This window comes from Leptothoe sp. LEGE 181152 (genome assembly GCF_032906605.1).
Lineage (GTDB): Bacteria > Cyanobacteriota > Cyanobacteriia > Phormidesmidales > Phormidesmidaceae > Leptothoe > Leptothoe turfae.
In genome coordinates this window covers 641,630-655,113 of sequence record NZ_JASATU010000017.1, presented here as the reverse complement: position 1 = coordinate 655,113, position 13,484 = coordinate 641,630, and the positions used below count along the sequence as shown (strand labels likewise).

At 46.3% G+C, this 13,484-nt stretch carries 5 protein-coding genes; all 5 read right to left on the bottom strand.

The annotated features are described in order from the left end of the window. Nucleotides 1-10 precede the first annotated feature (10 nt). The 5 genes from QGP82_RS10990 to QGP82_RS10970 all read right to left on the bottom strand — a co-directional run bounded on the left by QGP82_RS10990 (nucleotide 11) and on the right by QGP82_RS10970 (nucleotide 13,474). Nucleotides 11-199, bottom strand: coding sequence for a transposase (locus tag QGP82_RS10990; protein WP_489670913.1), 189 nt, complete (start codon nucleotides 197-199; stop codon nucleotides 11-13). Between the two features lie 30 nt (nucleotides 200-229). After that, on the bottom strand, nucleotides 230-1,600 hold the full coding sequence (locus QGP82_RS10985; protein ID WP_163659369.1) for a class-III pyridoxal-phosphate-dependent aminotransferase: 1,371 nt from the start codon (nucleotides 1,598-1,600) through the stop codon (nucleotides 230-232). Between the two features lie 119 nt (nucleotides 1,601-1,719). Continuing rightward, entirely contained in the window at nucleotides 1,720-3,234 is a 1,515-nt protein-coding gene (locus QGP82_RS10980; RefSeq protein WP_499059042.1) for a thioester reductase domain-containing protein, read from the bottom strand. Continuing rightward, nucleotides 3,234-7,592: an amino acid adenylation domain-containing protein gene (locus QGP82_RS10975; RefSeq protein ID WP_499059039.1), complete on the bottom strand. Its 4,359-nt coding sequence runs from the start codon at nucleotides 7,590-7,592 to the stop codon at nucleotides 3,234-3,236. Before QGP82_RS10975 ends, QGP82_RS10980 begins: the two co-directional genes overlap by 1 nt. Next, on the bottom strand, nucleotides 7,589-13,474 hold the full coding sequence (locus QGP82_RS10970; RefSeq protein ID WP_499059036.1) for an SDR family NAD(P)-dependent oxidoreductase: 5,886 nt from the start codon (nucleotides 13,472-13,474) through the stop codon (nucleotides 7,589-7,591). Before QGP82_RS10970 ends, QGP82_RS10975 begins: the two co-directional genes overlap by 4 nt. Between the last annotated feature and the right edge of the window lie 10 nt (nucleotides 13,475-13,484).

Sequence of the window (13,484 nt, the reverse complement as noted above, 5' to 3'; positions counted from 1 at the left end):
GATACGGCTACTAAGGTGGCATGCACAAGTTGTAGAGCTGCTGTAATATCAACAGATTAAACATCACGATGATATTGATGGGACGACGACCGGCATTACTCTTGTGAGGCTTGACATATACCTGTTCTAAAATTGGGTGAGACTGATTCCACGGAATCATCTTATCCAGATCAGACACCAAGTCTTCCTTAGGCTTCAGTTTCTGATGATGTGTCTCAAAATCCTTTGTCTAAACTACCTTCCTAATGTCTTCATAGGTCGTTTTCAGAAATTTGACATTTGAGTATCCCGCCATTTCATCAAAGATCTCAAATAAGCTGTCACAAAACTGATCAATTAAGTCAGGAGGGATTGTCAACGCTGGTCTAATTGCGATACTTTTACCAAATCGATTACCTACGGTACATAGAACCTGTTTTTCGCGAAACATCTTACCGCAGGCGATGCCATAAAAGAAATCTCCTTCCATCCAATCAAACAATTTTTGGGCAATTTTTTTCTTTTGCTGCTGGATTGAAACTGATAACATCAACCCCTTTCCCGCCACTTCTAAGGTGTAGTTGCGATGAGTATTCTGGAGTTCTAGCCGTTCTCGAAATTTTGCTTCTGCGGCTTGAATATTGGCTAAATCATAATTTCTCAGGTTTTCCAGGGATGCTAAACCTGCTGCCATTGATAAATTATTCTCTTTGAAGGTTGAGGAATATACCAGGATTTTCTCCATGCTGTCAAACACTTTCTTATAAACCTCTGCGGTATAAACCACAGCCCCAATGGGAACCATGCCGCCACTTAGTCCTTTGGCTAAGGTCATGATATCGGGTGTGACTTGGGACCACTCATAGGCAAATCGTTTTCCTGTGCGTCCCAATCCTGTTTGGACCTCATCATAAATGAGTAATGCGTTGTGTTTTTGGCATAGACGCTTAGCCTCTCTCAAAAATTCATCGCTAGCAATACTGCCGGTTCTTCCTTGGATGGGCTCAACAATAACTCCAGCGATTTCTCGATGGTGATTCTTAAACACCTGGTTGAGAGCATCTATATTATTTAGCTCTAGTTGAAAGTGAGCTTTTTCTACGCCAAAAATCTTCCTGTAGTTAGAGACACCATTAATGGACAAAGACGCTAACGTTAGTCCGTGATATCCACCTGTAAAACTGACGAAACGCTTTTTTCTGGTGAAGTCGATGGCCATCTTCATGGCATATTCAACAGCCTCAGTACCCGAATTGAGAAAAAATACGCGTTCAAATGATGGGTCAGTTAACTCTAAAAGTTCATGACCCAAAATTGCTGCCAGGGTAGGCACATTAATTTGTGTGAGTGATGGAATTGGAGTGTTGATAGCATCTTCCAAAGCGGTAATTAATTCTGGATTTTTCCGCCCCCAGTTCAAGCAGGCAAAGCCTGCTACAAGGTCTAGATACTCTTTGCCATTCTCATCAATAAGAGTATAGGGAGTGCTGTCTACAAATCGGATTTGAGTGGTCCCTACACTATCCCAATATTTGTAATAACAATGGTTAACTTTATTGGCATAGGTCTCGTTGATGGAATGCTCTTTGATAAAGGATTCAACTTTCGTAGCTAGTTTCATGATTATCCTTCCGTTTCAATAAGATAAATGGCAAATGAATATGCGGTGATATTTGGAGTTCGCTGTTTAGATTGGATTCTAAACAAAGTCATCAGCAATACTAGATATTGTTGATCTGCTTAATTCACTGAAATTCTTGCAGGTGGCGCTGGTAAGAAGTCATGGTGAATAAAATAAGATAGTTGCGGATGCAATAGCTGGGAACTCACAGGGGGACAGCTAATTTGAGCTTTAGCAAGTGCATGCACAGCATTTTCAGAGTTAAATTTGACCTGGTTGCTACTACTGCCATGGGCTTGGAGTATGGGGAGTATATTGGCAATGGAACTCGATGATTCGGTAGTGTAGGTTTCAACCTGTTGCGCCCACTGTTCAAAAGCAACTAACTGAATCTGATAGCCAAAGTTGCTTAAGAAATCTGTTAACTGGTGCCAATGGCAGGGATAAGGATTAACTAAGTGGAAACATTGGTGGAGAGAGGAGGGCTGCCTAGATAAGTAAATAATACCTTGACTGACATAGTCCACTGGGGTCATTTCAAGAACTGTATCAATCGCTGGCAGTGCTTTTAGGAGAACAGCACTTTTGAGCGTCAGGGATAGCCAATCTTGTGTGCTACAAACTCCAGTTTGGCTATGGCCTGTAATAGTACCGGGTCGATAAATAGAAACGGGTAAACCCCGCTCACTGGCCAAAGACACCAGTTTTTCGGCCACCCATTTGCTTTGGCTATATCCTCCATAGAGGGTTCCTCCATGATCAAGGGAGTCTTGCTCATATATGACGTGATCGGTAGCTAAGTGAGAAGACAAAAATACACCAATGGTAGAAACATAATGGAGAGGTTTGATTTTATGGATGGTGGCTAATTTTAGAATCTCGCGAGTGCCGTTAACATTGGTAGCTTTTAGAGCCGTATAGGGATAAACAAAATTAACTAAGGCTCCATTGTGATAAATAATATCGATAGCATATGCAAGCTGTTGAAATTGATCTAAAGATAGACCTAGTAAGGGTTCTGCCAGATCTCCAAGCACAGGAATGATTCTGGTCCCTTGTGTTTCTTGCCAAAGTCCATAGGCCTTAAGTTTGGTTTGGAGGCGTTCTTGCCCAGTGTTGAGGTTGGGTGCGCGTACTAAACAATAGATGGTGGCCTGGGTTTGTTCCAGGAGATCATTGAGTAAGTAGGTACCTAGGAATCCTGTTGCTCCAGTTAAGAAAATGGCCATCGGCTCTTTTTGAGCAGGAACAAAGTGAATGGAATCAGGGATATCTTTCAGCTGTGCCATGGCCTCCTGAAGTAGCTGTTCAGTGGTGGTAGCTGTTGCGATCGCATTTCCCTCAGTCCCTTTATTCTCTAAAGCATTGGCAATCACCTGATTGAGGCTAGCCAGGGTTGGTTTCTGATAAAAACTGGATAAATTTAAGGGTGAGGACGGTGACGTGTCAACTGAGCCTTGTCCGAAGAAAGCTAAGATAGCTTGTTTATGTTGTTGTAACTCTGCTTTTAAGTCAGGTGTCAACGCACCTTTAGGCCCCCGAAACCGTAGTTGGCCATTGTCACACCACAATGTTATGCCGATTTGGGAAAATCGTTGTAACAGGTTAGGAATATCAGGATTATGGTTAGCCATTATAATGTGCCTTCCTCCCAGGCATCATGGGTAGTTACAGAACTCAGATCCACTGTCGGCATTGCCTGCTGATTGAGAGCACCCCCTAGCAGGCAATACAAATAGATATGGTGTTCATCGAGAGCAAACAAATGTCGGACCGTTTCAAAATCACAGCTGCCGATCTGACAAAGGCCCATTTCATGGGCAGGCGCAGCTAGCTCCAGCTGCTGACTCATCAATCCGGCTTCCAACAGGCAAAAATCTCGACTTAATTCGCCGTACATGGGTGCAATCGCAGCTAACTGGCCCACCAAAAAGATAGAGAATGCACTTTGATCAAATATCTTCTGATTGTTGAAGGCATACAAGCTTCGGTCAATTTCGGCGTCTGGCGTAATGATCTTTAATTGGTGCTCCAGAGGATGATAATAATAGGTACCTGCTTTTAGACCAGAGATGCGCTCGGGTTTAATGTAAAGGTAGGCCTGGACAGGATAAAGCCCACCGGCAGACCCATAGCGCAACTTAGGCTGACCATTAACTAATAACTGTTGCCAATTACTCAAAAAAAGGCTGAATCGTTCAAACGGTAGTGGGTCTGAACTAAAGGTTCTACAACTGTAGCGGCTGAGATACGTTTGTTTAAGCGTATCGTCTAATTCTGGGGCCACTAGCTTTACACTCCCCCAAGATTCTTGTCGCAGTCCACGCCGTAGATGCTTAAACTGTTGACGCTCTTCTGGATTAAAGATCATCTTAAAATTGCCTGCGAGAGCACCATCGCCGACTGATTGAGGTGCAGACTGCGGCGTTGTTTCCCTAACTAACCGATCATCATAGTCTTTGGCCAACGCCCCTACAGTGGAGAGACTATATAGATCCTTAATCTGTAATCGATATTGGAACTGCTCCTCCATGAGATTAGCAATTCTAGCAATATCAATAGAATTAGCACCCAGATCTAGCAAATTAGCATTAGGTTCGATGGTATCAACCTTGAGCACATTAGCTATCAGTTGGGCAATTTGTTGAGTAAGAGCTGCATCAGCAACATCTTTAGATGTTGAGAGTTGGCTCGATGCCACAGAAGTCTGTTGAGGTTCGGGCAGATGGTTTCGATCAACCTTGCCATTGGCTGTCAGAGGTAAGGTTTCCAAAAAGACGAAGGTTGACGGCACCATATAATCTGGCAGTAGCTCTAGTAGCTGTTGCTTTAAGTGGTCTGGCGTCAGTGTTGGCTGTTCTAAAACAACATAGGCCACTAGTCGTTTAGTTTCTTGAGCATCTCCCTTGAGTAAGACAACCCCTTGCTTGACAGCGGTGAGCTGTTCTAAAGCTGTTTCGATTTCTCCCAACTCAATTCGGTAGCCCTGTACTTTAACCTGGGAATCCGCCCGTCCCAAAAACATGATGGCACCATCGGGAAGGTAATATCCTAAATCTCCAGTATGGTAAAGCCGTTCACCTGTAACCGGATGGTGGATAAAGCTTTGACTTGTTTTTTCTGAATTGCGCCAATATTCCCTGGCCAACCCTACCCCACCAATGTATAAATTACCGGGTACCCACACGGGACATGGAGCCAAATGTTCATTCAAGATATGAAACTGTTGGTTCGCCATAGGTTTCCCATAGGGAATACTTTTCCCATTAGGATCCACCTGATGAATGACATGGAGAATGGACCAGATGGAAACCTCAGTGGCACCGCCTAAACTTACCACCTCTGCCGCAGGGCTGAGGGCCTTAATCTGATCCGGTAACTTTAAGGGAATCCAATCTCCGCTGAGTAGTACAAGGCGTAGGGAATTTAAGGTGACTTCTGGATGAAATTCACTGTATTCCACCAGCATTTGCATCAAGGCGGGTACGGAGTTCCACAAAGTGATCTGATGCTGCTTGATTAATGTTGCCCAGTGGGTCGGTTCTTTGCTGTCGGCAGCCGCAGGAATCACCAATGTGCCTCCCGCTGCTAAGGTACCAAAAATGTCGTAGACCGACAGATCAAAGCTGAGGGAAGAAATGGCCAGAGTTCGGTCCTTAGAACTGATTTGAAATCGCTGATTAATATCGAGAATTGTGTTAACAACAGCACGATGCTCAATGGCAACCCCTTTAGGGATACCTGTAGAGCCAGACGTGTAAATCACATAGGCAAGATCCTTGGGAGTTTGACTGGGCTGGAATTGACTAATTTCAGCATCACTACCAGGCAGGTGCTCTTCAGTTTGATTGACCTCATCTCGACTAATAACAAGTCGTTGCACATCATCTGGCCAATCTAATTGTGAATCTAACTCTGGTTGAGTGAGAACAATGTTGACTGCCCCTTGTTTTAAGATCTGCTGACGTCTTACCTGGGGCCAATTGGGATCAATGGGCACATAGGCTGCACCAGAAACCAGAACAGCGAGGACGGCAACCACTTGTTCCCACCCTTTTTTCATCACCACAGCCACTAGCTGATTAGGAAGAACCTCTAGGTGACGCAGCTGCATTCCCAGACTGTAGGCACGCTTTCCTAATTCCCCATAGGTCAGGGTAATGTCTCCTGCAACCACAGCAATATCTGTGGCTGATGTCTGTAAACGCCTAAGGACTAAACCATGGAGGAAAGACTGGAGAGTGTCTGTTTGAGGACTGCTTGTTTGAGGACCGTCTATTTGAGAGCTTAACAACGGTTGCTCAGTGGCGTTGACCATGGCAATTTGAGCAGCCTGCTGGGGTGGAAACAGCTGTTGCATCAGCTGACGCGGATCAGCTTGCCATAAGCTTTCCTCGGTGGCAAGCGCCTCGACAAAATCACCATAGGCCTGAAACATATCGTCTAACAATCCGGGAGGGAAGACTTCGTCAACTGCATCCCAATTAAGAATCAGGGCTCCTTGTTCCTCAAGCACCTGGTGATCCAGATAAATTTGAGGTGTTTGGCTAAGACTGTAAACAACCTCTCCAAGTTCATAAATTGAGGCACTTTCGGTGTTGGAGCTGTTGGCAAAGCGATCACGATTTAGACTATCGTTGGTGAGGGTACTGGTGTAAACAACCGGCATCAGGGCACCGGAGTAACGCTGTTGGGCATGGGCAATATCCCGTAAAACCTTCATGCCGCTCACATAGCGATGATCCAGATCTTGCCAAAGTTGTTTTTGAATGGCCTTAGCGCGGGTGACAAAAGCGGCCAGACTTGAATTATCAATGGCCAATAAATCTAGTGAGGTAAAGTCCCCTACCAAACGGTTAATATCTTGATGTAGGGGAAGTCGTCGGAACAGGGTAATATTGAGGGTAAATCGGGGTTGTTTACTCCAGGCTGATAAGACTTCGCTGAAGGCGGCAAGGATAATGGCAGAAGGGGTTAGGTTTGCTTGGAATCCTCTTTGTCGAAGTTGTTTCCACTGTTCTGGAGAAATTCTCCGGGTGCGATGGACAAATTTGGGCTGCTTGATAGATCCCAAATTGGTTCCCAACGGTAATTCTGGTGATGGGGGCAGGGTGGCAACCCGATTTTGCCAGTAGGTTTGCGATCGCTGATACACAGCTGATGTTTTTAAGGCAATCTCTGCTAAAACATAATCTCGAAAAGACAACTCCATTGCTGCTTGAGAGGACTGGGGGTTATGGAGATAGTCCACCAATTCTCGTATAATCAGCTCCAAACTCCAAGCATCGGCAATTAACAAGTCAATGCTGATAAACAACCGGGTTTTGGTGGTGTCTAAAAGCGCTGCTCTCACCTCAAATAAGGGCCATGTGTCAGTGGGAAGTAACTGATGCGAAAGGCACTCCCGTAATGCCATCAACTGTTCATGCGCCACCTCTGATGCTGCCGTACGTAAGTCCAGCGTGTCTATCTGGTAATCAGGGACCTGTTCTAAAATTTGCTGGTGGCCATCTGCATTCATCACCGCCCGCATCATTTCATGCTTTTGGATCAGATATTGCCAGGCTTGCTCAAATTTCTTCAGGTCTAAATCCACCACATCAATCTCAGCATAAACATGGGTAGACACATTACTGAGATCAAAGCTATCGTCCCGGCCAATCAAATAGGCCTGTTGGATTTCTGTTAATGGAAAGGATTGATAGCGCTCCGCTGCGCTGGTAACAATTTGCGGTAAAGGTTGGTAAATCTCATTTAAGTCCGGCTGATCGCCTGAGTCTTCATCACTTGGTCGCCGTAGAAATTCGATGATTTCTGCTTTTTGTTCGGTAATATACTGCCGCAATGAGTCCGTCAGACTACCTTTGGGTGCATTACACCGCAAGCGGCCATCCTGAACATAGAGTTGAATATCCTGCGTTCTCAGATCATCTAAAAATTTAGCAATTGGCTGTGTCGTAGGCTGTATCGCAGACTGTGGGGCAGATTTCATAGCTCAATGTCCTCCCGAGCATTACTATCATTACTGAGGGCTGTTGCTGAGGCGGGAGTATTTCGATAGGTCGTATCCAGATATTCTGCAATCCCTGCTACAGTCAGGGCCTCGAATAAGATGGTCATGGGCAGATCAATTTGAAATGTTTGTCGAATCTGGGAAATGACTTGAATACCTACGAGGGAATCCCCTCCCAATTCAAAGAAGTTATCGTCAATGCCTACTCGCGTAACACCCATGACATTTTGCCAAATTGGCACCAGTTTTTTCTCAGTCTCCGTACTTGGTTCTCGGTAAACGGCTTCCAAGTCGGGTCTAGAATACAGCTGGGTGTTCTGACTCGATGCTACCGAGTTCGATAGAGAAGTGTCCGGTAAGTCTTTTAACAAAGCTTGCTTACGCATCCAGTGATCAAGTCTAGGCTGTAGACTTCTGGTAGAAACCACAGCCCGCTTGAGTCCTGGGCTAGCCAAAACAGTTTTAAGGATTTTAATATCTTCCGCTGGGGTAACCGTGAGTTCACCGCTCACCGTGCCACTAGTTGACTGGCTCGGCACTCTCCCATCCCAGTTAACGCTGAGCCAGGGAAAGTGTGTTTGGCGATTCTGTTGGACAAAGTGATCTAAAAATATATTGGCTGCTGAATATGCCGTGAGGCCAACTCCACCAAACAGTGATGCCAATGAAGAAATTAAGAGACAAAAATCTAGGGGTTTGTTCTGTAGAACAGTGTCAAGTACTAGTACCCCTTGAACTTTAACACGAAACTGCTGTTGACAGTCTGTTTCAGTGGCCTCAGCAAAAGGGCGATAGATCTCTAGGGGGTCGGTGGCCGCGGCATGAATCACCCCGTTCAGTTTGCCAAAACGAGTTTCAGCGCTATTGACGGCGGCAGCCATGGCTTCCAGATCAGCGACATCCGCCTGGGCCACCAGAATCTCGGACCCTAATGTCTCAAGGTTTTGCAATTGCAAAATCTTACGAGATGTCGGTTCTTGTTCACTATGATTTTTTAGCCATTCGGCCCACTGTTCCCGTGCTGGGAACTGCGATCGTCCGGTTAACACAAGCTTGGCTTGGACAGTTTCAGCTAAGTACTCGGCAATGACTAACCCTAAACTCCCTAAACCCCCCACAATTAAATAAACTCCCTGGGATGTTAAGGGGAATGTCTGCTCTTCAGTGGATGCTTCTAAAGATAAGGGTGTATGTGCTTCAACCCATCTGTGTCCATGGCGATAGGCCACAATGGGATCAAGAATTGGACTATCCAGCTCAGCAATCAAAGTTGAAATTAGTGAATCGTTGGCTTGAGCATTGACCTCAGATTCTGATAAGTCAATACTGCGACAATAGACATTGGGGACTTCTTGGGGAATCGTCTTGATCGGTCCCAGGATGGTTGTTTTTTCAGGAAGGACTACCTCAGTGCCAATTACTTCATGGAGACCATGGGAAAGCACCGAGATTGGGAATGGCTTGGAAAGTGTTTCTTTTGGGAGGGCCTGGGCCATAAATAATAAACTGTAGAAACCCAAATATTGGGCTTGCTCAGTCCTGGGCCAATCAAGCGGGGTAGGAGGGGTCAACTGCCAGCTGTGTAGTACTTTGGTGGGCATTAACTGGGCCTGTTCCAGATGCTGGAACAGAGACTGGTAGTCTGCCTGAGAGCGGGGATTGAGAATAATGCAATGACTGTCTTGGGTGACTTCAACCTGAAATGTATTTCCTGGCTGGACGAGAATGATTTCATCGCCTCGCTGATTGAGTTGGGAGATAATTTGGTCGCTAATGCCCCTATCATCCTTGAAAATTAACCAGCGTTCAGAAGGCTTTTGGTCAGCTGGACTTGGGGGAGGAAGGAGATGCGATCGCGACCAAGATGGACCATAGAACCAATCAGAAACATGGGGCTTTTTATCCGTCACCTGGCCCCTAGTTACCGGTGTGACAGTCGCAGTTGTTTCAGGTTTGCTAGCCACAGTAAAGGCAGCCGGTTGTGACCCCCCTTCTGTTAGTTCAGCCCTAGCCACAATGATATGCTGTCCTAGATCATCGGACTCAGGCTGGGCACTCACCTGAGCAAAACCATGGTTGGTTAGCGCTTCCTGCCACTGTTGACTGCTTAAAAACGGATTACCGCGACTACGCTGATTGTCCTCCAGGGGATTCATCAGCAACCCAGAGGTAATATCAAAGAACAACAGCGGCGTAGTGATTTCCCAAAGCAGCAAAATTCCCCCTGGTGCCAGTAGAGAATGCATATAATCCAGGGTGTTTTCCAGATTTTTTGCCACATGGAGAACATTGGCCGCAATGATAACATCAAAGCTATGGCGCTCATATCCCTGGGATTCAGGAGCTGTTTCAATGTTCAGCAGTTTATAGTTAACAAACGGATAGTCATTAAACTTCTTCTTTGCCTGCTTTAAAAACCATTGACCAATATCCGTGAAGGTATACTGGCTACGCTCAGGTGGCAAAATGGGCAACAAATCGGTGGTTGCTAGCCCCTGTCCTCCACCCACTTCCAAAATTCTTAACTGGGGGTTATCAGATAATTGAGTAACAATTTGTTCTAAACTTGCCCGCATAACTGCACTGTAGTAGGCAAACAGAGGCATTTCTGGATTGGATGCCTTGCCTTGCTGATAGACTAGGGAATTAAAAATTTCAAGGGGATCTTTTTGCCCAGTGATGATCGCTGATAGATTGTTGCCACATTGTTGAGCTAAGTCGACCATCTGGGGAAATTTAATCCACCGGGCTTTAAAGGTATCTAAAATATCACCTAGGCTATTTTTAGCCTCTGGCATAAACTGACAATATTGCCCATCAACCTGTTGAAGGTGTCCTCGCTCAACTAGAACATCCAGCCAGCGGCAAAATAATTGTTGATAACGGGGGGCAATTTGACCCTCAGCAACCAGCTCGTCAAATGAGTATGTCCGAGCCGTATCTTGCCAAAAACCCAAGGATTGAAATGCAAGATTCAAATAGGAGAGACATACCTGCTCCATAGAGGGAAGATTCTCAACATAAACCTCCCGATCAAATTGAGAGATGCCCTGGTTTGCCTGATCTACCATCGCTGCGGTCAATGGCTGCCATAGCTCCTCTGTAGAAGGGGAACGGAGCTTAGTAGCACTCAACGTAGCCGCATTATTTGTGCTGTCAGTCAACCAATATCGTTTGCGTTCAAAAGGATATGTAGGCAATGGTACCCGGTAACGCTGTTGGTCAGCATAAAAGCTGGCCCAGTTAATCTCCACACCGGAAAGCCAGAGTTTACCTAAGGTTTGCAATAAAAAGGAAACATCGTGATAATTTTCCTGAGGGTGGCGCACGGTTGTTAGGACTAATTGTCCTGCTTGTTTTTCAGGGTGCTGCTTCGCTAATTTACTTAATGTACGACCGGGGCCCACTTCCAATAGAATCTGATGGGGATTCTGACAAAGGTGTTGCAGATTCTCTCCAAACTGTACTGTTTGTCTAACATGGTTTGCCCAATACTGAGGGTCCGTGGCTTCAGCCTCAGTGATCCAAGTTCCCGTTACATTTGATAAATAAGGAATCTGAGGTGCATGGAATGTGACCTTTTGGAGATGCTCTAAAAATGGTTCAACCATGCCAGCCATCATGGGTGAGTGGAACCCATGGGAGGTATGTAACCGACGACTCTGAATTCCCTGAGTTTCCAAGGTTTGTGCCAATGCATCAATCGCCTCTGTAGACCCTGAAACAACACAGGTATTGACGCCATTCACAACCGCAATGACCAGACTCTCATCGGTCATAAACACTGCACTCTCTTCAGCACTCAATGGCACGGATAACATGCTGCCATTGGGTTGTTGTTGCATTAACTGCCCCCGCGCCACTACAAGTGCTAGGGCTTCCTCAAGGGTAAAGACTTCTGCCAGGGTAGCCGCAACATATTCACCAATGCTGTGACCCACCATGGCCTTGGGCTGAATCCCCCAAGTCATCCAGAGTTGGGCCAGGGCATATTCAACGACAAACAGCGCAGGTTGCGCTATCGCCGTTTGCTGTAGTTGTGCTTTAGCGGTTTCTCGACAGTCAGGTTCAGGATAAAGAATGGATCGTAAGTCTACGTTGAGGTGGGACTTTAAGAGAGTTGAACAGTGATCAATCGATTCTCTGAATTGAGCCTCAGACTCGTAAAGATCCCGAGCCATGTTGATATACTGAGCGCCTTGCCCAGAAAACATAAAGACGACCCCAGGAGACTGAAGTTTTCTGCTTCCGGTGAGAACTGGGGGCGCTGTAGGATTCCTCAAAGCCGCAACAGCCTCATCCAAACTCTGGCAGGTTAGCCAGCGACGGTGCTTAAATCCACGACGGCCCACCTGTAGAGTATGGGCTACATCGGTGAGGTTGAGTTGAGGATTCGCCGCTAAATAATTGGCTAAATTGAGGGTTGCTTGTTCCAGTGCAGTTTCGGTTTTAGCCGATAGTGCTAATGTCTGATAAGGTCGGTCAGCGACGCTGTTAGTAACACTATCGGCCATCGTCTTGCTATGGACTTGGGGCGGTGCTTCTTCAATCACCAAATGCACATTGGTGCCACCCACCCCCAGGGAACTCACTCCCGCCCGTCGGGGCGTGCCATTCCTGGTCCAGGGGGTTAACTGATGAGCAACGTAAAAGGGACTGTTGGCAAAATCTATTTTAGGATTGGTTTGTTGGCAGTGAAGACTGGGGGGAATTACCTGATTTTCTAGTGCTAACACTGTTTTAATAACACTGGGCATACCAGCTGCCACCCCTAGATGGCCAAGATTACTTTTGACAGAGCCGATGCTACAAAACCCTTTTTTCTGAGTGCTGGCCCGAAACACATCGCTTAAGGATTGAATTTCAATCGGATCGCCAAGCGTCGTTCCAGTACCGTGGGCCTCAATGTAGGTAATCGTTTCAGGGGCAACCTCAGCCATCTCCAACGCTTCGGCAACGACGGCAGCCTGGCCATCGATACTGGGAGCCGTGTAACCGACCTTTACCGCACCATCGTTGTTAATGGCTGAGCCTCGAATCACGGCTCGGATGGTATCGCCATCCGCTAAAGCGTCTTCTAACCGTTTCAGCACAACCAGACCCAATCCACTGCCAGGCAAAGTTCCTTGAGAGTCTGCTCCAAAGGCTTTGCAATGTCCATCCGACGAGAAAATCCCTCCCTCCTGGTATACGTAACCTCTTCCTTGGGGCAACATTAAATTCACGGCCCCGGCCAGGGCCATATCACATTCACCGTTAAGTAAACTTTGGTTGGCCACATGAATGGCCACCAGCGCAGTGGAGCAGGCAGACTGAACCATCAAGCTGGGTCCCTTGAGGTTCAAGTGGTAAGAAATTTGGGTGGCTAAATAATTTAGGTCATTGCCTAAATAGGTTTCTAACCCACTCAGGGTCATGGGAATTATCTTACTGTGGTTAACCGCTGCGAGATAATTACTGACACTACTGCCTGCAAAAACACCCACTGACCCTGGATCATTGTCACCGGCATAACCTGCGTTTTCCAAGGCTTCCCAAGCACATTCCAACATCAGGCGGACTTCTGGACAGAGCACTTCTGCCTGTTTGGGATTAAAACTAAAAAATGAGGCATCAAACTGGTCAAGTCCCTCTAACAGCGGTTCAGCTCCGACATAGTCTGGGTGTTCTAAAACCTCCGGATCGATGTGCATTTCTGCCGAATCCTGTTTGTCAAAGAAGGTGATGGATTCCACTCCATCCACCAAGTTTTGCCAAAACTGTTCGAGACTATTTGCACCTGGAAAATGTCCTGCCATGCCAATGATAGCGATGGCATTAGCCGTATTAAAATTGTCTGGCTCGATGTTAAGGTCTACCATAGGATTCTCT